This window comes from Endozoicomonas sp. ALC013, assembly GCF_049310205.1.
In the GTDB taxonomy this organism is placed as follows: domain Bacteria; phylum Pseudomonadota; class Gammaproteobacteria; order Pseudomonadales; family Endozoicomonadaceae; genus Endozoicomonas.
In genome coordinates this window covers 1-21,729 of the sequence record NZ_JBLYNS010000020.1, presented here as the reverse complement: position 1 = coordinate 21,729, position 21,729 = coordinate 1, and the positions used below count along the sequence as shown (strand labels likewise).

15 protein-coding genes and 1 tRNA gene are annotated in these 21,729 nt (G+C 48.4%); 13 read left to right on the top strand and 3 right to left on the bottom strand.

Annotated features, from left to right (window positions below; genetic code table 11):
• Positions 1-544: 544 nt before the first annotated feature.
• The 12 genes from ACO6V1_RS06200 (at position 545) to nadA (ending at position 14,921) form a co-directional block, all read left to right on the top strand.
• On the top strand, positions 545-3,226 hold the full coding sequence (locus ACO6V1_RS06200) for a hypothetical protein (protein ID WP_422466202.1): 2,682 nt from the start codon (positions 545-547) through the stop codon (positions 3,224-3,226).
• An 80-nt stretch (positions 3,227-3,306) separates the two neighbouring features.
• Positions 3,307-6,681, top strand: a complete 3,375-nt coding sequence (locus tag ACO6V1_RS06195; RefSeq protein ID WP_422466201.1) for an ATP-binding protein — start codon at positions 3,307-3,309, stop codon at positions 6,679-6,681.
• A 214-nt stretch (positions 6,682-6,895) separates the two neighbouring features.
• A complete protein-coding gene (gene tolQ / locus ACO6V1_RS06190) occupies positions 6,896-7,564 on the top strand; it encodes a protein TolQ (protein ID WP_422451051.1) in 669 nt (222 codons plus the stop codon).
• A gap of 15 nt (positions 7,565-7,579) precedes the next feature.
• Positions 7,580-8,041, top strand: coding sequence for a protein TolR (tolR, locus tag ACO6V1_RS06185; protein WP_269674966.1), 462 nt, complete (start codon positions 7,580-7,582; stop codon positions 8,039-8,041).
• Positions 8,042-8,890 carry a TonB family protein gene (locus tag ACO6V1_RS06180; RefSeq protein WP_422462435.1) on the top strand — a complete coding sequence of 283 codons (849 nt, stop codon included), beginning with the start codon at positions 8,042-8,044 and terminating at the stop codon, positions 8,888-8,890. It abuts the gene before it with no gap.
• Positions 8,887-10,221: a Tol-Pal system beta propeller repeat protein TolB gene (tolB, locus tag ACO6V1_RS06175; protein WP_422451054.1), complete on the top strand. Its 1,335-nt coding sequence runs from the start codon at positions 8,887-8,889 to the stop codon at positions 10,219-10,221. Before ACO6V1_RS06180 ends, tolB begins: the two co-directional genes overlap by 4 nt.
• Before the next feature lie 233 nt (positions 10,222-10,454).
• Positions 10,455-11,015, top strand: coding sequence for an OmpA family protein (locus ACO6V1_RS06170; RefSeq protein WP_422451055.1), 561 nt, complete (start codon positions 10,455-10,457; stop codon positions 11,013-11,015).
• Positions 11,016-11,121: 106 nt separating this feature from the next.
• Entirely contained in the window at positions 11,122-11,970 is an 849-nt protein-coding gene (gene ybgF, locus ACO6V1_RS06165; RefSeq protein WP_422462438.1) for a tol-pal system protein YbgF, read from the top strand.
• 22 nt (positions 11,971-11,992) lie between these two features.
• A complete protein-coding gene (gene queE, locus ACO6V1_RS06160) occupies positions 11,993-12,631 on the top strand; it encodes a 7-carboxy-7-deazaguanine synthase QueE (protein ID WP_422462440.1) in 639 nt (212 codons plus the stop codon).
• Between the two features lie 176 nt (positions 12,632-12,807).
• Positions 12,808-13,503 carry a 7-cyano-7-deazaguanine synthase QueC gene (queC, locus tag ACO6V1_RS06155; RefSeq protein ID WP_422451060.1) on the top strand — a complete coding sequence of 232 codons (696 nt, stop codon included), beginning with the start codon at positions 12,808-12,810 and terminating at the stop codon, positions 13,501-13,503.
• Positions 13,504-13,551: 48 nt separating this feature from the next.
• Positions 13,552-13,627: transfer RNA gene (locus tag ACO6V1_RS06150), tRNA-Lys, on the top strand.
• 256 nt (positions 13,628-13,883) lie between these two features.
• Entirely contained in the window at positions 13,884-14,921 is a 1,038-nt protein-coding gene (gene nadA / locus ACO6V1_RS06145) for a quinolinate synthase NadA (protein ID WP_422451061.1), read from the top strand.
• A gap of 63 nt (positions 14,922-14,984) precedes the next feature.
• On the opposite strand, the gene ACO6V1_RS06140 is transcribed toward nadA, so the two are convergent.
• On the bottom strand, positions 14,985-15,977 hold the full coding sequence (locus ACO6V1_RS06140) for an ankyrin repeat domain-containing protein (protein ID WP_422451062.1): 993 nt from the start codon (positions 15,975-15,977) through the stop codon (positions 14,985-14,987).
• A gap of 595 nt (positions 15,978-16,572) precedes the next feature.
• Positions 16,573-18,252, bottom strand: coding sequence for a hypothetical protein (locus ACO6V1_RS06135; protein ID WP_422466199.1), 1,680 nt, complete (start codon positions 18,250-18,252; stop codon positions 16,573-16,575).
• 326 nt (positions 18,253-18,578) lie between these two features.
• On the opposite strand from ACO6V1_RS06135, the gene ACO6V1_RS06130 reads away from it, so the two are divergent.
• Positions 18,579-20,054, top strand: coding sequence for an F-box/WD repeat-containing protein (locus ACO6V1_RS06130; RefSeq protein WP_422451066.1), 1,476 nt, complete (start codon positions 18,579-18,581; stop codon positions 20,052-20,054).
• A gap of 125 nt (positions 20,055-20,179) precedes the next feature.
• Here the strand turns inward: ACO6V1_RS06130 and ACO6V1_RS06125 are convergent.
• On the bottom strand, positions 20,180-21,729 hold a 1,550-nt coding region (locus ACO6V1_RS06125; protein WP_422466198.1), incomplete at its 5' end, for a M48 family metalloprotease.

Here is a 21,729-nt window from a genome sequence, read left to right as displayed (position 1 = left end):
AATGTATAGTCCTGATGGTATCTACATTGAACTGGATGGTGCTGAGGATGACAGGGCGTTTGCAGGATTGATTAATCGAGTAAGACTGCTGGATCCATTTGAGGAAAAATCCAGCATGAATTTCCTGATTCGCTTTCGGAAAAATATTCCTGAGGATCAGAATATTTCTGATATTGCCAACTATCGGCTGGTCACAGGAAGTGAGGACAGGAATCAACTGTATTTCTCCTGCAGTGTCCCTGTAACAACTCTGAAAAAAGGAGAATTATTTATTGAGTTGCAAGCTCCGTTTATTAACTGTCCTGAACCCGATCTTGATGAAATATTTGATGTCGAAAAGGAGTGCAAATCAACCAGGGATAAGCTGAAAAGAAATACGGATGGCAGTATAAACAATAAAACCAACAGGGATCTTCTACGCCAGAAGTCGATACCCATTGTCAGAAATACCAGGAAGACTACGCCTGAGAAAAATGGCTTTGTCGGTGAATATCTTGGTTCAGGAATTGCGCAATGTGTCTTTACCCATGCAGAGTTTAACAAATTGGCAGCAAAGAAAATCATGCACAGCATGAATCACGCTGCTTCTGGAGCAACCATCAGGACACTGTGTAGTACACAGAGAATGTGTTCCTGTGTGATGACAGACCCCCTGCTGGGAAAAAATGGAGAAATCAAGTTTGCACTGAGTCCTATAGAATACATAGCGGTGCCGTATCGGGATGGTGCGATTGGTGCTGATCAGGTTTATGAATTTGATTTACCAGAAAAGAATGTTTCCTATGGTGTCGCTGCTTCTAATTATCCAGTGAGGGTCAGGAGGATAAGAAACAGTGCATCAGAGTCCGATGCTTTCAATAATCTTGATTACCTGCCCGTCCTGCCCAGAGAAGATTGCGATGAACCGGTCTTGTCCGATTACCATTACAGGATGGAAGCAATGGATGTTAATGGCGATTCAATGAAACCGGAGTTTTATGAACAGGACCAGGTGACAGTGTTAGGATTACAGAGGAAATACGATCAGGAAGAGATGGTTGAGTGTATATTGAAAGATCCTAATGAGAAACCTGAGGTTAAATTTGAAATCATTAAAGGCATTCTGGATTTGATAGACCGGTGTGACCGTTTTAACAAGATGATCGAGGAGAAAGGTAATGGCTGGGTAATCAAATGTGTTATTGATGGTAATTTTGCAAATTTTGCCTATGACCGGAAGAAACATCAGCTTATTTATCTTGATGTTGCCCCGGCAACGGTTACCATCGATGGACAGATTTTGCCGGGGAATCAATTTATGATGGAATGGATTAAGGAGCGCCATGAATTTATTTCCAAAATGTCTGAAGATCCACAGATGTCAAAATTGTTTGTGCTGGTGATGCTGACCAATGATCTTCGTCAACTTGAAAAAATACAATCCAGACTGGTAAGAGAGTCGGTCAGTCATGATTCACATAAAGAGGAAACCTCTTCCCTGCGGGATGTGGTCAGCAAAGTGTCCTCTTTGCTGGCGGAAGATGATCGATTTTTATCCTGGTGTGCCTGCCATTTTTTCTCAGACTCTGAAATGACTATGGAAAGCCTCAGTTACAATGAAGACGCGTCTTCAGGGGGGCGGTTTTCTCAAGTTGTATCGAGTTTATTTGAACGGTATATACAAAACCCCCTGGTTGATTTTGATCAGTATGTAGATAAGACTGATCCGGCTGAATCAGAAAAGATAAAATCATTACCCTTATCAAGAAGAATGGAGTTGCTTCGACAGTTGTCTGATGCGGCTTTTGGACACATGAAGCGAATAAAAAAGAGTCTTGCGGAGAAATCATCGAAGAAGTTGAATGGCAATGGTGTTGATGACCATAAAGAAGATATCTTATCCAAAATTGAATACGAAACAATGATGAATAAGGCTATAAGGGGTGATGTTATTCATTTCTTTCCAACTACTTGCCCTAAAGAGGATATGTTTAATGAATCTGCTTTTGCCTGGCTAAAAAAATGGGAAGCTATTCATAGCTATAAACCCATAGAGGGCGATAGCGTTGATAGTGTTTTGGGATTAAGTCGTCAGTTATTGCTGGATGCCGAGTTTGACGAAACCAGTGATTCTCTAATGATCACCATACCTTGCTTTCAACGACTGGTCAGAAGGATTTATGGTAAAAAAGTGGATGTGCTCCTGGTTGAGCCTTTTCATGGGCGTGATAAGAAATTTCGAACGGCTTTATATCAGTGGCGGTCTATGTGTCAGGATAAATCTCTTCGCCTGGAAGAATGCACAGGGGTTGAGGCATTTCATGATACTCTGGAGAATTTGACAATGGACACAATGATACTTGTTAATCGTCAGCCGGAGAATTCCTATCTGATTGGCAATGTCAGTGAAACCCCATGGTCCAGTATCTTCGTCAAGGACAAAGGAGAGCAGGCCAGTAAGCTAAATTGCTCATTACCGGTTACCTACATGCCATGCCAGGATGGTTGTGAAAAGTTATTTTTTGAAAAAGTGCTTCGGGGTTTGAAAGAATTATACGAAATCAGAAAAGAAAGAAGTCTGGGAAATGAAAATAGTGAGAATCTCTCTGATGAGGATTTCCTTAAGAAGCTCGTCGTATGGCTCCCGGGCAGCTGTGCAGAAACCAGGAAGGTAGAGCGGGATGTTGAGCGTGTCTTTATCAAAATGAAATTGTCGTCCAGTATCATGACTCGATTAAAGCCATGGCTTCGTGGTTATGTTGATATGATACAAGATGAATTTGGTCGGGAGCACTCTCCAAGAGTGTACCTGATGATGCCACTACCTTCAGAAGATACCAGAGAGTATGCTCGTTGGATGCTTCGTCTCACGAAGGATAGAAATGGCAATGACATATCATTCATGAACTTTACCAGTGAGCTTAACATGAATATGCTTCAGGAAAAGATTAAGGCAAGTATTAATGAAACGTCATCCTCCAAACCGGATTTTATGTTTATCGAGGGTGGGTATGGGTACAGGTCGGGTTATTTTCTGCTGCATGATACGCCAGTCGTCAGAGTATGCAGCGGTTATGATGAGGGCTTTTTCAAAGAAATAGACCGCATTGGTTCTGTGAAAGATCTAGCCTTGAAATCAGTATCTGTCAGTATACCATATACTTCTCTTATCAACGGGGATCCCGTCAGCAGGAGTTCTATGGAGTGCCTGAATGAACCCCATGGGAGATTCTTTAGTGATCGATAATGTGGGGCATGTTGGATGATGGTTGTCTGATAAACACGGCTGCAGTACCTATGAAATATTTCCGGATGTAATATGGTGTTATGGCTACATCTATCCGTCAGAAGATTACGCTGTTTAATCTGCTACCAGCGATAGTGTTCTACAGTATCATTACGTTTGTTTTTCTATACTTTACCTTTCGGACGGCCTCTGAAGAAATCGGTAGAAGGCATCTCAACGAGACGTTGCGATATGCAGCATCCGTAGATACAAGAATGAGTAAAGTGATCCTGGCTGGCAAGGCTTTATCCCTGTCTGCCAGTGAGATTTCTTATCATGACCTCTCTGCAAAAGTTATTTCAATATTCAGAGATATGCCCTATGTGAAATCGTTATCCATTGTCGATTTTGAAAAGAAAGGCGGGGTGTTGATAAAAAGTAAAGAGTCTGTTTATTTTGATTGGATGGTGAAGAAATTTGTTTCTGGAGACCAGGACTCAGATTACTCCATTCCTGATCAAATCTATTTGTCAATCAACAATAACTTAGAGTATGACTGGTATGTTAATACTGAATTAACCGGCCCGGTGTTTTATACCAGCTTTCTGGTCAGGGTTTCGGATGATAACCATCGGAGCCGCTTCCTAAGGCTCGATCTGGATGCCGCCAAGCTGGTCAATATGCCGATAAACCTGGATTTTCGGGTTCGCCTGATTATTGCCGACCCTTTCGGACACATTGTGTACGCCAATGGCATATCACTACTGAAGTACAGAACCATTGAAAAATTCTCACGGCTTGGGCCTTGTGAGGGCAGTGGCGAACTCTATTTTCCCTCAGAGAATGGCGGTTCGTTCAGGCATTTGCTGTACAGCCCGATTAAACCTTCCAGGCCTGATGAGCCGTGCGGCTTTATGAAAGATGTTTTGCACAATGTTGTTAAGGAGGGCAGGCTGGTCAGTGTCCGTATTCTAACCAGGGGCAGCTACAAGTGGTCTGCCGCTGTGCCTGTTAAATCCACCGGTTGGTTTTTCAGCTATAGCATCATGGAAACTGACATCATGAAGCCGGTGTATAAACAGGCCTTTTTAAGCGCAAGCCTGATTGGCCTGGCCATGGTGTTAGCCATTATATGCTTATGGGGTGTGTCTGGCAGGATTACGCGTCCCCTGAATGAATTAAAGCGTGAAATGAATACCTTTGGTTTTCTGCCCAGTGATTCAAGTGATAATTTCCAGGATTCAAAGGATGAAGCGGTTAGCCTGAACCGGAGCTTTATCCGGTTAAAGGAACGACTGTTAAACCGGGAAGAGGCTTTGCAAAAAGCCCGGGCGCAAAATATGGCCAGCCTTGTCCAGCAGTTAAGAGGACGTTATTTCTATTTTCATCTGGCCACTTCCGGGGATATTACCTATGTCAGTCCATCAATTACTTCAGTACTGGGTTTCGACGAAGACGAGTTTTCTGGAAAAATTCAGGGTTTTTTAACGGATTCGGTGGTTAACGATACCTTCAGAAGCGTCCTGAAGCAGTTGCCAAAAGGGGTTTGGCAGGAAACATTTGAACTGGAATTTTTCCATAAAGACGGTTCCATACGCTGTATTGAAGTGGGTTGTGCGGGGCACGCCAATAAAAGCTCTCTCACCCAGAAAAACACCGGTCAACAGCTCGATAGCATTGAGTGTATGGGAAATGATATTACCCACCTTGTTCGTGATACGGAAAAATTCAAGGCATTGATAGCCGGTTCGCCGGATGCCATTGTTATCACCGATACGGCGGGTGTCATCACCCTGGTAAATCCCAGGGTCGAAGATCTCTTTCGTTATCATGAGTGTGATTTACTGGGCCTGCCATTAGCGCTGTTAATTGACCCTGAGTACCGATCAGATCTGATGCTGCTGAAGGAACTCGACTCCGATGACATCGATAGCCATTGCCTGGAGGCAAGGCTCTCCCGTGGGGTTGATAAGTATGGCCATGGATTTCCAGTGGAAATATCCAGCAACGTGCTGACCACAGCCGATGGTTTGCTGATCTCCATTGTCTTTCGTGACATTACCCAGAGAAAGCGAATCGAAGGCGAGCTACTGAAGGCGAAAGAAACGGCCGAAAAGGCCAGCAAGGCAAAATCCTTATTCCTGTCACATATCAGCCATGAACTGAGGACCCCGCTTAATGGCGTCCTTGGCTATGCCCAGCTGCTGTTGGCTGACAGAGATGTTCCCGATAAATACCGGGAAAGTCTGTCATCCCTTGAGGCCTGTGGTTTGCATCTTTTGACCATGATTAATGACATTCTCGATATCACCAAGATTGAAAGCGGCATTGTGAGAACCCGGGTGGTGCCTTTTAATATCCAGGTGACGCTGGATATGGTGTTTGCCAATTTTCGCGAAACTGCGAAAGTCAAAGGCCTGAACTTACTGCTGGATATTCTGCCCAATGTAGAACTGGAGATTGTTGCTGATAATGTCAAACTGCGCCAGGTGTTGATCAATTTGATTGGCAATGCCGTCAAGTTTACTGATTCTGGCAGTGTCTATCTAAAGGTGTTTGTCAAAGGTGACAAGCTTCAGTTTGAAGTGCTTGATAGTGGCGTGGGGATTGTCTCATCGGATTTGGCGCAGCTGTTTCAGCCATTCACCCAGCTAAAAAAAGGGCAGGAATGTGGCGGTGCCGGTTTGGGGCTGTCTATCAGTTATCGTCTGGTGGAAGCCATGGGGGGAGAGCTTCAGGCTGAGAGTGAACCTGGCAAAGGGAGTCGTTTTTATTTCAGTATTCCCTATCAGATTAGCCAAGGGGAAAGCAGAAAAGTGTTAGCCGAATTACCCCCGGGAAACGGCGGACCTGATTTACAGCCAGAGCACTTTAATCAACATCAAATTCTGGTGGTTGACGATAGCATTAATAATAGAGATATGTTGGTAAAGGCCCTTAAGTCCAAATCTTTTCATGTTGAGGCAGCAGAGGGAGGGTTGGAAGCGGTGGAAAAATGCAGAACCACTCGCTATGACCTTATTTTGATGGATCTCAGAATGCCCGGCCTGGATGGCTTTGATGCTGCCAGGGCGATTCACCGTATCGGCCGACACCCATCCATTAAGATTATGGCCGTATCTGCCAGTGTGTCAGAACAGGCGAGAGTACAAATTGCAGATTCCGGTTTTTGTGGTTTTATTGCCAAACCCGTGCGCTTTGATGAACTGTTTAATTGTATTTATGACCATTTGGAAAATGATAACGGCTTGTCTCCTGATTTGCCGCTCTCCGGCGTTTGTCAGCAGGAAATGGTCACTGTTTTGCAGCGCCTGCTTGAGATCGGTGACCTGAAAACACTGGAAGAAAAAGCCGAAGGGTGGTCAGTGCAGCCGGGTTATGGCACCGTCCCTGAAAAAGTTATTGAGCTGTGCAAGCTACTGGACGTTATGGGGCTGGAGACACTCTATAACGCTTTAGTGGAACATTCTGGCTAGGAGCCTGTCTGACTTAAGACTGTCCTACTGTAGGGTGTGTGTAAATCTGATTTGATCTCCCTCACTGACGTGCTATCAAACAGTTATTCACGGGATACAATTACCTTGGACCTTTATCGGGTGGTTCTGATCCCCATTGTGGTTTTTGGTGTTATGATCAGTCCTTTTTCGACTTCATAATTGATGGGTAGAGAGGTTGTCGGTGGCAGAAAGCATGTCTCTATGGGCTCTGGTGGGTAACGCCAGTTGGATTGTGCTACTGGTGTTATTGTTACTGGTAGCTGCATCGGTTGTTTCATGGATGATAATTTTCCAGCGGGGAATCCTGCTGAGAAATGCGCAGCAGGCCATGATTGCGTTTGAGGATCGTTTCTGGTCGGGAATGGATCTGATTCTGCTGTACAAGGAAGTGCAACAAAATGAACAGTCCGGCTCAGGGGTGGAACACATCTTTAAAGCCGGCTTCGCCGAATTTACCCGCCTGCGAAACCAGGGGACTGTTGATCCTGATGCGGTTATGGAAGGTGCTCAGCGGGCCATGAGGGTGGCCATTTCCAGGGAGCAGGAGCGCCTCGAAGGAAACCTTCCCTTTCTTGCCAGCGTTGGTTCTACCTGCCCTTATCTTGGTCTTTTTGGCACAGTTGTCGGTATTATGAACTCTTTCCGGGGGCTGGCGGTGGTTCAGCAGCCAACCCTGGCTTCGGTTGCACCGGGCATTGCCGAGGCTTTGCTGACCACTGCTGTTGGCCTGGTTGCCGCTATTCCGGCGGTTGTCGCCTATAACCGCTATGCTTCAAGGGTTGAAGCCCTGGTGTCCAATTACGAGATATTTGCGGATGAGTTTTCCAGTATCCTTCACCGTAAAGTTTACAGCCGGACATAAAGGGATCTTACCGCAATGTCACCGATGATAAGTGGGGCAAAGATAAGAAGTCGTCGTAAACCCATGTCTGAAATAAACATGGTGCCGTTTATCGATATCATGATGGTGCTACTGGTCGCTTTTATGATCACTGCGCCCATGATGACCCAGGGCGTGAAAGTTGAGCTGCCCAAAACCAGTAGCGATAATATTGCTCTGCCAGAAGATAAAGAAGTCCTGGTCATCTCTATCAAGGCGGATGGCAGTTATTATATGGACGTCGGATCTGACCATGACAAAGCCGTGAATCTTTCGTCCCTGACAGAGAAAGTCAGTAAGGTCGTGAGTGCCAGACCCGGTACTCAAGTGTTGATTCAAGGAGACACCAGCGTTGCCTATGGATCAGTAGTTCAATTAATGGCTGGCCTGCAAAACTCAGGTATCAGTCATGTTGGGCTGGTCACTGATCCGGTGGCGGTTGGCATGGAAGAGCGGTAGATGAAGAGATGGTTTAATATTGCTTTTCCAGCCTTTATATCAAGGGTGACCGAAGGTTATGGATTTTCTGTAGCCCTCTCTCTGATTCTTCATCTCATGATGTTTGGTGTGCTTTTAGTCAACTGGAGTGCCGACGCCCATCCAAAAATAGCACCGCCGGTGCCCATCAGCGCCGCATTGGTATCGTTGCCTGAACCGGCGGCAAAGCCGCAAACTGTCAGGAAGCCTGCGCAGAGTCAGGTGGAACAAAAGCGCAAAGAAGAGGCAAAAAGGCGGGCAGAAGCCAAAAAAACAGCAGAGGCAAAGCGCAAAAAAGCGGAACAGCAGCGAAAGGAGCAGGAGCGGCAGAAAGCCCTGGCCTTGAAGCGGGAAGAGGAAAGAAAAAAAGATGAGCTTCGCAAAAAGGAAGAAGCTGCCCGGGAACGTCAGGAGCTGGAGAGGCGTCAGCGGGAAAAGGAGCAAAAGCGCAAAGAGCAGCAAGCGCTTGAGCAAGCCATGGCAATGGAGCAACAGGCTTTGGCAGCTGCTCAGCAGCTTGAGCATGACCAGCTGCTGCAGGCACAATATGCCGCGCTGATTAAAAACCTGACCTCCCGGTATTGGAGCAGGCCGCCCAGTGCACGCAATAACATGGTGGCAGAAATTCGAATCAGTCTTTCTCCCTTTGGGGATGTGCTGGATATTACTATGCTGAAGTCCAGTGGTAATGATGAGTTTGATCGCTCCGTTATTCAGGCTATACGCCGAGCGTCGCCCTTTTCGGAGTTGAAGGATCTTGAGCGGCGAATTTTTGAACAACACTTCCGACGAATTACCTTCCGATTCAGGCCCGAGGATCTGGTTAAATGAGGCACTTATTCAAAACCTGTTTATTATTTTACTGTCTGCTCTGGGGGATGAGTGCTCAGGCAGAGCTTGTCATTGAGGTCACCCAGGGAAATGACCAGGCTGTGTCCATGGCAGTTTCCCCCTTCAGCTGGACAGGGGGGAAAGTGTTGCCGGAAGACCCGGCGGCAATCATTGATAACGATTTGAAACTCAGCGGTCTGTTCAAGGCGCTGCCAAGAACCAGTATGCTCAGCTTCCCGGCCAGTGAACAGGAAGTTTATTATCGTGACTGGAGGTTGCTTGGGGTCTCTTACCTGGTAACAGGGCAGGTGACACACAGGGGCACAGGTTACACCGTGAACTATCAGCTTTATGATGTTGTCAGGGGAAAGCGCATTGCCAAGGGGGGATTTACCGGAAACAGTGCCCAGCTTCGTGAGATGGCCCATCGCATCAGCGATGTTGTCTATGAAAAGATCACGGGCCTGAAGGGCGATTTTTCCACCCGGATTCTCTACGTAACCGCCCAGAGGCACGACGCTGAAAGAACCGATTATCAGCTGAATTATGCCGATGCGGATGGTAAACGTAACAGGAAGGTGTTCAGCTCCAGCGAGCCTATTTTATCGCCCAGCTGGTCACCAGATGGAACCAGGGTTACCTATGTCTCCTTCGAGCAGGGTCGCCCTGCCATTTACATGCAGGAACTGGCAACGGGCATTCGCAAGAAACTGACCGGTTTTAAAGGGCTGAATAACTCGCCGGTATGGGCACCGAACGGTAAATCCATTGCCATGGTGCTTTCCAAGGATGGTAATCCGGACATTTATATTCTTGATCTGGCAACGAACAAAATCAGTAATGTCTCGACTCATTACGCCATAGACACTGAACCGGACTGGATGCCAGATGGCAACAGTCTCGTGTTTACCTCAAACCGGGGTGGGAGTCCTCAGGTCTATCAGCAGGAGGTCAGCCGTAAAAGTGATGGTGAATTTATCACAACAGGCAAGCCCCGTCGTCTAACCTTTGAAGGGCGGTTCAATGCCCGGGCCAAGGTCTTTCCGGATGGTAAGTCCCTGGCTCTGGTGCATAAAGGGGAGGGAGCTGCAGACTTTAACATCGCGGTGCTCGACCTGGATACCGATAGACTGCGGCTGCTGACGTCATCCAGCCTGGAAGATTCTCCCAGTATTGCCCCGGGTGGGCGCAGACTGATCTATTCTGTACAGGGTGGCAAGAATGGCGAGCTGGGAATAGTTTCTGCTGATGGGCGGGTGAAACAGCGATTGCCTTCTGCCAAGGGTGATGTCCGGGAGCCTGCATGGGGCCCGGCTATTGAACTCAGGTAACGTACAGGCAGGGTGACCGCTCTGAAGTTCTGTGAAGCAGATCGCAGGCAGTCACTTTTGCCCTGCCGATTTTCCGACTTGCTGCTATGCTCGTTTAAACTGCTTTTTTCCGGTAGCCCTTTCTCTGAGGAAACCTCACCATCCCTTGCTATTCGGGCTAGTCGGGTGACTTCAGTTCTGATAGTGTACTGCACAAATCTTTGAAATCCCGTAGAGAATGATTGGAGTTAAAAATGCAAATCGCCAATGTTGTTAAAGCGGCTTCTATGGCTGTAGCCGCTCTCTGGCTGGCAGGGTGTGCTTCCAGGAAAGAGCCAACTACAGCAGAAATCCAGCCACCGGTTGTTACTGTTGAAGAAGAGGTGCTGGTTGAAGTTCAGCCAGTTCTGGATCCTGCAGTTCAGGCAGTGATTGACAGTGGCCGAATTGATGAGTCTCCGGAAGAGATTCAGGCGCTTCTGGAGAAGAACACCTATTTCTTCCCATTTGACAGTGCCAGGCTGGATAATGACGCATACAAGGCTCTGGATGTGCATGCTGCCTACCTGACTTCTGATATGGGTTACATGAAAAATATCGTCATTCAGGGTCATACTGATGAGCGTGGTACCCGTACATACAACCTGGCCCTGGGTGAGCGTCGTGGCAAAGCGGTGATGGATTACCTGGCCGCTAAAGGTGTAGCAGCTAACCGTGTTGAAGTAATCAGCTTCGGTTTTGAGAAGCCTCTGGATCCTGAGCACAGTGAAAGTGCGTGGGCTTTGAACCGTCGTGCGGTAATTGTTACTGAGTAAGCAATAATACCAGTCATATTCTTGATGCTCTCCCGGTAAGCTTGCTGGAAAGCAGCCCGGTGATAAAGGAGAATACGACTGGTATCATTTTTCGTCCGGGGGATAAATGCGTAGAGGAAACACTAACCCAAAGCTGATGTCGGGGCTGGCTCTTCCAGTGTTGCTTGCTGGTGCTCTGAATGGCGTGGCAATTGCCGCAGCCCCGGTTGAAGAACCGAGACCTCTGGGGCTTTCAGCTCAATCTCAAACGGTTGTCAGTCAGATCTCAGATGGTCCTGTTACGATTTCATCCTCATCGGATAGTGATGCTGATTACAATGGTACGGCTCATCTGCTGAATACGATTGATCAGCTTCGACAGGAAATGATGGAAATGCGCGGGCAGCTGGAAGAGCAGGCCTTTCGCATTGAGCAACTGCAGCAGGAAGGTCGGGACAGGTATCTTGACCTTGATGATCGAATCTCTCGATTGAAAGATCAGTCCGTGCCCCCGGCTCCAGTTGCCAACGTAAAGCCACCAATGGTGAGCGCACCAGTGGCAGAGGCGGCAGAAAAAAACAACCAACCGGCTTTGAAAGCTGAGGAAGCAGCTTACCAGTCAGCATTTGACCTGATTCGCTCCAAACAGTTTGATAAAGCGAAAAACGCACTCCAGGAGCAGCTGAAAACCTACCCTGAAGGTCGTTACGCAGACAATGCCCATTATTGGCTCGGTGAAGTTGATATGGCTCAAGGGCATTACGATGCCGCCAAAGTCTCCTTCCAGATCATTTTGAATGAGTTTCCAAAAAGTCCAAAAGTTCCGGATGCCAGCTATAAGCTTGGGCGAGTGCACGACTTGCTCGGCAATCAGAAAGAGGCAAAGAGACTTCTTGAGCTGGTTATTCAGCAATATCCTGATAGCTCGGCAGCCAGGCTTTCTGATACTTATTTGAGAACCATGGGCGATTCCTGATACCTGATGGCAGTCATCCTCAATGCTGAGAATTACCGAGATATTTTACTCATTGCAGGGAGAGACCAGAACCACCGGTTTGCCTACGGTATTTGTGCGCTTAACCGGTTGTCCCCTCCGTTGTCGCTGGTGTGATACGGAGTATGCCTTTAAGGGGGGAGAGTTATTATCTGCTGAAGAAATCCTGGACAAAGTATCAGAATATAACCCCGGATACGTCACCGTGACGGGAGGCGAGCCACTGGCCCAGAAAGCATGCCACGGGTTGCTGGCTCTTCTGGCTGACCAGGGTTATGAGGTTTCTCTTGAAACCAGTGGGGCAATCAGTCTCTCTGAGGTTGACGCCAGGGTGGTCAAGGTAATGGATTTGAAGCCTCCAGCCTCAGGCGAGTCCCATCGTAACCTGTATGAAAATATCGGTTTTCTGACCAGACAAGACCAGTTGAAATTTGTGATTGCCGATCGCGGCGATTATGAATGGTCAGTCTCCAAACTGATCCAATACGACCTGGCGAACAGGGTTTCCGATGTTCTTTTTTCTCCGGTCAGTGGCACCCTGTCTGCCCGGGTATTGGCAGGTTGGATCCTTGAAGACAGGCTGCCGGTGAGATTTCAATTACAGCTGCACCGGATGATCTGGGGTGATCAGCCTGGTGTCTAGTGCAGAAAAGCGATATTACCCGTACACCACGTTCACCCTGAGCGGAGTCGAAGGGTGCTTGGCACGATCTATCAGAGTCCGGAGTTTTCGCCCTTCGACAAGCTCAGGACGAACAGTATGGGTAACAGCGCTTAGCTGCACTAGTTTAATTCTTGTTTCATAAAAAGGTATTGCAGATGAACAGAGCAGTAATCCTATTATCCGGAGGGCTGGATTCGGCCACCGTTCTGGCGATGGCTTTAGAACAGGGATTCGAATGTTACTCGGTCAGTTTTGATTATGGGCAGCGTCACCGTTGTGAACTTGAGGCTTCCCGCAAGTTAGCTGAGGCCCTGGGGGTTAGTGAACACAAGGTGTTAAAACTGGGGTTGACTGATATAGGCGGTTCAGCGCTGACCGATGATGATATTGCAGTCCCGGATTTCGGCGATCCCCTCAAGGAGGCCCAGAGCCAGGTTCCGGTCACTTATGTTCCTGCAAGGAATACAGTTTTTCTCTCTCTTGCTCTTGGTTGGGCAGAAGTGCTGGGGGCTCGTGATATTTTTATTGGTGCCAATATCGTTGATTACTCGAATTATCCTGACTGTCGCCCGGAGTACCTGAAAGCATTTGAAGATATGGCGAATCTTGCCACCCGGGCTGGCGTTGAAGGTGATCTTTTTCGGATCAGGGCACCACTGCTGAATTTAACCAAGTCTGAAATAATTTCTGAAGGCGTCAGGCTGGGGGTGGATTATGGGATGACAGTCTCTTGCTACCAGGCCGATGAATACGGTGCTGCCTGCGGTGTTTGTGATAGTTGCTGTTACCGGCGAAAGGGGTTTATTGAAGCAGGGGTTGATGACCCGACGACTTATCGCATTGCGGTTTAACTCGAATCACTTGTAAAACGAATTCTGGCGCGTATAATTTCGCGGATTGGGTCGTTAGCTCAGTTGGTAGAGCAGTTGGCTTTTAACCAATTGGTCGTAGGTTCGAATCCTACACGACCCACCACTTCCTGCCAAACCCTCTTATTTACCTCTTCACCATAATTATTATTAGTGCTGATGCTGTGTTAGAATACTGCCACATTTTTTTTAGAAAATGGCGGTGCAGAAATAGTGCGGAGCTGGACTTCCTGCCATTGTGGGGAGAGCGGTAACGTAATATTTTCGGCTCATGGCTGATTGATAGAGGAAGTTGCAGACACTTACCTGCCGTGAAACAGTTCATCCTGGAAGGGTAAAGTGCTTTGCCGGATGCAAGCTTTATGAATGCAGTGATAGACAGAGAGCTCGTTCAGGGCCATTTGCAGAAGGCTCCATTACCGGTGGATCCGGTTGCGAAGGATGCCAAAAAAAACAGAATCAAACAGCTCCTGAAAGAGAGGGGAGCGGTTCTGGTTGCCCACTATTATACAGATCCTGTCGTTCAGGAACTGGCTGATGAGACCGGTGGCTTTATTGCCGACTCATTGGAAATGGCACGCTTTGGTGCCCGGCACGATGCCAACACGCTGATCGTGGCTGGTGTTCGTTTCATGGGGGAAACCGCCAAAATTCTCAGCCCGGAAAAGCGGGTGCTGATGCCGACCCTCGAAGCGGAGTGTTCCCTTGACCTGGGCTGCCCTGTGGAAGAATTTTCCGCTTTTTGTGATCAACACCCTGACCGGGAAGTTGTCGTCTATGCCAATACGTCTGCTGCCGTAAAAGCACGGGCAGACTGGGTAGTAACCTCCAGCTGTGCGCTTGATATCATCGAAGATCTTGATGCCCAGGGTAAAGCCATTATCTGGGGGCCGGATAAATACCTTGGCAGCTATATTCAAAAAAATACCGGTGCCGATATGCTGCTCTGGGACAGTAGCTGTATTGTTCATGAAGAGTTTAAGGCGAAAGGTATTGAAGACCTGAAACGTGTTTATCCTGATGCCGCCGTGCTGGTTCATCCGGAGTCCCCTGGCTCAGTGGTTGAGATTGCTGATGTGGTGGGCTCGACGAGTCAGTTATTGAAAGCTTCTCAGGACATGCCCAACAGCGCATTCATTGTGGCTACAGACCGTGGGATTTTCTATAAAATGCAGCAGGCTTCACCTGAGAAACGTTTTATAGAGGCTCCCACCGCAGGCAGTGGTGCCACGTGCCGCAGTTGTGCCCATTGCCCATGGATGGCAATGAATACCCTTGATGCTCTGCTGGAATGTCTGGAAACTCCGGGTGACCTGAATGTCATTGAAGTCAGTGATGAGTTGCGGGATAAGGCACTGAAGCCCTTACAACGCATGTTGGACTTTACGGCGGCCGGTTAACATTAATTATCTTCCCGATTTCCGAGGAGGTCGTCCGAGAATGAATGGCCTCCAGGCATTGTTTTATAAGTTCTTCCTGTGTTTTTCCATGTGATTTATCAAGCTGGCCTGTAACTCAGCTTGTGACTCAGCTTTCGATGTAAGTGGTATCCCTACACATAGTTCCAGTGGCGTACCTCCAAATAGGCAGAAGGGCATTTTCTCAAGCAGATCTTGTCTAGCCGAAGGAGCAGTGGAGGGGTAGGTGCCCTCTTCGTGCCAGAAAAAGCCGGCAATGTTGGCTTTGCCTTCATCCAAATTGCCACCATTGTCGATAAGCTTGAACATTGCCTGCAGGTGGCCCTCTAAGGCTGCAAAATGCATGGGAGTAGCGCTGCCATTCAACCGACCGGTGCTTTGGTTTATCCTGGCATTGCGTTCTATCAGATGGTCGATCATTTCCAGGTTGCCAGACCAGGCAGCCAGGTGGAGCAGTCGAATGCCGCCTGTAATGATTGGCTTATTGACATCTGGAACGGCACTGATCAGCATACTGATAATATCGTTATTGCCTTGCTTAAAGGCCTTATAAAAATAGGAACTGGCGATATTATGATAAAATCTTTTGACATTGGCTCCAGCCGATAATAGTACCCTCATTGTATCGGTATCTTCGATTTCCATGCTTTTCTGTAGCGCTGTCAGGCCATTCGGGTAAAGCAACTCCAGGTAAAGTGAGTCCGGGTAAAGCGATTTCGGGCAAGGCGAGTCCGGGTTAGCTTTACCTTCTTTGCAGAGAATCTCTACTGATTTCGATTGTCTGTTCTTCACTGCCCAGTGTAGCGCTTCTTGTTTTTGTATTCTGGCATCGGGAAAAGTTGCACACAGATAAGTTAAAACTTTCTTATTACCCGATATGGCCGCCCTTGCAAAAGGATTTAAGGCAGGATTTTCGCCTGCACCCGTTGTTGTCAGGCGCATAAACGTCGAAGAAGGCACGGCTTGCGCCAGATGGTTGATGACATTTGCATTATTGTTTGAGCATGCCCACAGGAATAACGACTGAAAATCCTCCACGCTGATTTCCTGTCCATCATCCAGAGGTAATTTGAATGGTAATTGGGGAAAGGGCAAGGATGATTCAGAGGCATTTTCAGATGTAGTTTCATCGTCATCTAAATCGATATCAAGGCAGGGCGTGTAGGCCGCCTCCCTGGCAAAAGGAGAAAACCGGGCAATTCTCTGGAAGAGGGTCTGGGTAAAAGATTCATGGGGTTGGACGGTGGGGAGATTTCCTGTAGGCGTTGTTTCGCGAACCCGCTTACCGTTGAAATTGACTCGAATGGTCTCCGGGTGTGTTCCAGAGGGGGGCGAATCAGGATTGCTATTTGTCCTGCGGTTAGTTGTCCTGCGGATAAATGTTAAGCTGCACTCCAGTGTAAATGTTCTGGTGGCTGATGAATTAGTAAAGGAGAACTTGGGCATTATTAGAGTCCTTCTTAATTTTTGACTTAGTTAATATTCATCTTTTTCTGACCGTTTAGATGGCGGATAGTTCCCAAGGATGACGTGAGCCTGATAATTATTTTGAGGTCAAATGGCGTTATTTATCGTCCAGGTACAGGGCTTTGTTCTGAAAGCAGCAGCATCCGCAATTCTCACCCAAAGTCTGTTACCTGCCTTGTGAAATGTTCTTGAATGTCAATTTTTGCAACTGCGCCAATATTTCGGTGCCTCTCTCGCTGATCTGACGAAAGCAGGGATCTCCACTTTGCAGCTTCTCCCAGGAAAACGGGGTGGCCAGCCGGGTCATACTCAACGGCCAGGCTGGATGAGGGGGTGATGAATGCTTAATGATGCTTTGGTGAAGATAATCCCGGGCTCGCAGACGTCGTAATGCTACTTTCTGAATGATGGGTTTAAGCACGAAATGCAAATGACTACTGAAATTGTTTCTCAGCAATATCAGTTCGCCCATCAGGTGACTCCATGTGTACAGCTGGCAGAATGCCCTGTTGGCGTTTACTAAAAAATCAGAAACAACCTGTTCTGTCGGGGATTGGGGGGCAGGCAGCTGTTGCCATAATTTCTTATAAGATTCCAGCTCCAGGCAAAGGGCTGATGAAGCATATTGCACTTGAAAAGCCAAAGTGGCTTTGTCCAGCTTCTTTTTAAACTTCCCGACGGTTCTGGAATGGTCAGGCAATTCCAGCAGCCTGTTTCTCCCTGAATCAATGATGACGGAAGAAGCCTCCCGGGCTGAACTGTTAATCATTTCCCTCAGCTTTCTATTGTTCTCCTGATGGATGATTTCAGCTGCCTCCCTGTGGGAGGCAAACAGGGAGCCTGCTTTTTGTCTGTCATGGGGATGGAGCACAAACACCCGTAGGTAGGGACAGGATCGATCCATTTTATCAGGCTCATTTGATCTGCTTTCCTGTACGGGGTCCGCAATAAAGTAAATTTGGGTGGCTCTGACATTGCCCTCAGCATCGATTACCTGCACCAGAGGCTTGTCGCGATAGAGGTTTCTTAAACAACGAGAGTCGTGCAGTCCATCCCTCTGCAGCACCCCCGTTTTCAGATAACTTCTGGTAATATTCTCTGCCTTAATAGGGTTTTTCTGTTCTTTTTGAAAAGTCTCGGTTATCCCGGCCGCGACAAAGCGTGAATTCTTCAGACAAAAAGCGCAGGTTAATCGCTCATCAAGCCCTTTGACCCCCGGGGCTGCGGCCTGAGTTTGCAGCAGGGATTTGTCTGCTGCTTTATCACAGGCATAGCTTCCGGAAAAAAACAGGCCTTCATCAACATAGTGGCGGAGCAACTCGGGGGTGTTTAATAACATACGACATAGTCCAGATTCACCCTTGTGCTCGGTAAAAGTCTGGTATCGATCAGCAGTAGTGTTGGGCAGCGAGCAGCGTCCGGCGTTGCAATGATTTTCATACCAAATCGTCGGGTCCATCCAGCAGGAATCATCTTTAATGCGCCGCTCTTTCGGATCAGTAATAGCATCTATTTTGCGGGTTACATCAAGCCAGCTTCGCACGACCCAGATATCTCGCTCCTGGAGCGTCTTGATAACCAGGTCCAAACCCTGCACAAAGCCCTTGTGCTCATCAACAAGATAAAGACGCTTGCCAGGGTTCAGTGGGATGACGGTGTAACCCGGACCATTGCAGGTAAGAAGAAAAAAGCCAGCGACATCTGGCTCAAGTTTAGCCTCCAGATAATGTCCCGGGGCGGTGCTACGGGAATTTGGCTTGGTTAGCGGTACTGATTTATGTCTGGGGTCTTTTTCCAGATTGGCACTGGCCGGACAAATATCAAAATCACCATGCTGGTTCATCATTCTGTCGATTTCTGAATCAGATTTTGGGACGCATCGAACGAGCATATTCGACCTTGACCTCCTACTTTATATAAACGTTAGTAGCCATTGTGCAGACTGTTTTTTCATTGGATAGTTCCAAACTCTTTGTCATCTAAATTCCAGAGTCTGAAGAAAATATTGTCCAATTAACGGGAAAAGCTTGTGCAGTTAAATTCGTGCGTCTTCCGGAGGCAAAATTTTGCTTAACTATTTATCAGGGCAAAGATCGGACAGAGTCTTATAACTTGAATTCATTACTTCATACTTGGAAATAAACTCCAGAGTCGTTAACGGTCAGAGGTTCTATGAACAATAAGATTGAGATTGGTGATAATGCTAATTTTTCCCTTCACAGCTGCGGTAGAACAATCCCGTGTCACAATCAGGCAGGAGTAAAAACGTCAGAGAGGGTTTCGGTTGTTCCCCCGGAACAGGTGTCGCCTTTATTGGCATTACCCGATGAACTCCTGATTAAAATTGCTGACAATCTGAGTTTTGTTGATTGGCGAAGCCTGGATTTGACCAGCAGGCGGTTAAATACACTTTTTAACACCGAAGAAAGGCTGAAAATCCTATTCGTTCGATATTATGGATCTCCCTCCGAAGCCTATAGAAAAATAATTGAAAACAGGGGGATACCTGCTCTTCCACACAATGAAATCAAGAACCCTTTTTTACGACTTGCCTGTGGCAGATACGTAAGCAATGAATACCTGGCTTCTCTGGGAAATGATGCCTCGCAAACCTGTGTGAAGACGCTGTCTGGGCATACTGGCGAGGTGATGTCAGTCACGCCACTGGCTGATGGGCGGCTGGCTTCTTGCGCTGCTGACGAAACCGTAAGGGTGTGGGATCTGAGCAAGCCCGATGGGTCGCAATGCGTGATGACGCTGAATGGACATACTGGCATTGTTTACTCAGTCACGGAATTGCCTGATGGGCGGCTGGCTTCCTGCTCTGATGATGAGACCGTAAACGTGTGGGATCTGAGTAAGCCCGACGGGCAGCAATGCGTGGCGACGCTGCGTGGACATTCCTATCACGTGCGCTCAGTCATACCATTGGCCGATGGGCGGCTGGCTTCCTGCGCTACTGACAAAACCGTAAAGGTGTGGGATCTGAGTAAGCCCGACGGGCAGCAATGCGTGGCGACGCTGCGTGGGCATACCGAGGGGGTGAGTTCAGTCACGCAATTGCCCGATGGGCGGCTGGCTTCCTGCGCTGGTGACCATACCGTAAAGGTGTGGGATCTGAGTAAGCCTGACGGGCAACAATGCGTGGCGACGCTGAATGGGCATACCCAATGGGGGACATCTGTCGCGGCATTTGACGATGGGCGGCTGGCTTCCAGCTCTCTTGACAAGACCGTAAAGGTGTGGGATCTGAGTAAGCCCGACGGGCAGCAATGCGTGGCGACGCTGAATGGGCATACCCAATGGGTGAAATCTGTCACGGTATTGGCCGATGGTCGGCTGGCTTCCTGCGCTGGTAGCTATCATGATGTCTATTTGGGTGACGGCACTGGTGACAAGAGCATAAAGGTGTGGGATCTGAGCATGCCCGATGGGCAGCAATGTGTGGCGACGCTGAATGGGCATGAAAGCTGGGTGAACTCAGTCACGCAATTGCCCAATGGGCTGCTCGCTTCCTGCTCTGAAGACAAGACCATAAAGGTGTGGGATCTCAAGGCAGCGGCTATGTGTGTCGACGCTGAAGGGCATACTGACGGGGTGAACTCAGTCACGGCAATAGCCGGGCAGCTGGATTCCTTCTCCCTCTGAAAGAAGAAAAATCGTTGCTTGATAATGAAAAAAATACCAGTGCTATCTGAGCTAAAAGTCACCGTGCAGCGGCCTGCCCTGGAGCCATTTTTCAGGACCAGGCAGGAGCGTCTTCTGGATATTGATTATGAATTTCTCATTTTCTGGCGATAGTTTTGCATATCCGTCAGCTTTTGCTGAAGTTTTGATTTGAGCGAGAAGTTATCCCCTGACATCTTTAATGCATACTGCAGGTGTCTGATAGCATCATCCAGATTGCCATTCAGGAAGAAGTACTCAGCCCTTGACTGATGCAGGCCGACAATGTCTTCTGCCAGCCCCTGAACTTCCGCCAGCTCAAACCAGATGTCCGGATCGTCCGGACGGAGGCGGCTGAGTTTCTGCAGCTCATCCCGGGCACTGGCATAATCCTGTTGTTGCAGCAGAATTTCTGCCCGGGTGGCCAGCAGCGGGTAGCTTTGTGGGTTGGTACTCAATGCCTGGTCGATGCGTTTAAGACCCTGGCTGGCTTTTCCGGAGGCGGCTTGGACCAGGGACTGAGTCATAATCAGATAAGGGTTATCAGGGTATTGTTGCAGCAGAAGATTCATTTGCTGCTCTGCGACCGTAAAGTTTCGGGTTTTCATGCTGGCCAGCACCAAACCATACCGAGTGGGAGCCAGGCTGGCTGCTGATGTGGCGGTTAATCCGGACTCTAATTCCTTGTTCAGCTGTCTGGCCATTTCATGATGGTTGTTGCTGTTCAGGACGGCGGCACGGACTCGCATGAATTGGTAGTTTTGTGAGCCTTTCATAGTTTTTAACTGCTGGTCTGACATCTGGTCAGCCCGTGCCCGGGAGTCTGCGATACGGTTTTCTGTCACCGGGTGTGTCAGCAGGAATTCTGGAGGACGGCTGCCGTAGCGGCTGGCTTTGTTCATTTGTTCAAAGATTTCAGGCATCGCCTGTGGGTCAAAGCCGGCCCTGGCAAGGGTGGTGATGCCGATGTTATCCGCTTCCCGTTCAAACTGGCGACTGAAACGAAGCCGTGCACTTTGCATTCCAGCCACGGTTGAGGTCAGTGCTGCGGCACCGGCATCTCCCCCTGCGGTGGCCATGATCAGTATGGACCCAAGAATGGCGGCGGCATTGGGGATGCTTTTGTTCCGTGCCTCTTCAACATTGCGGGCGTAGTGACGCTGGCTCAAGTGTGCCAGTTCGTGTGCCAGAACGGCGGCAAACTGGGCTTCGGTTTCGGCATTGAGAAACAGGCCGGTGTTGACGCCAACAATGCCGCCCGGGGCGGCAAAAGCATTCAGGACCGGGCTGTCAATCACCAGCGGGACCAGCCGGTGATCTTGCAGTTGGCTGGCAGCGGCCAGTCGGAAGATAAGGTTTTCCAGGTAGTCTTTCAGTTGCGGGTCAGAAACCATGGGGGTCTGATTGCGCAGGGCTTTTAACCATGACCGTCCGAGCTCATGCTCTTCCTGTTGGGAAATAATACCCGACGTGCTATCACCCAGGCTCGGCAGGTTGAGGTTGCTGCTCATGGTGACGCTGGAGTAGGTCGATAGTACCGCGGTCAGTGCTGTGGCTAATATAAGTACTGACAAAAAGCCCGCTCGTTTCATAGAATATCCATACCCGTGTTTTCTACAGTACACTTTATCACGAATCTGTTTATGGTTGAGTAATA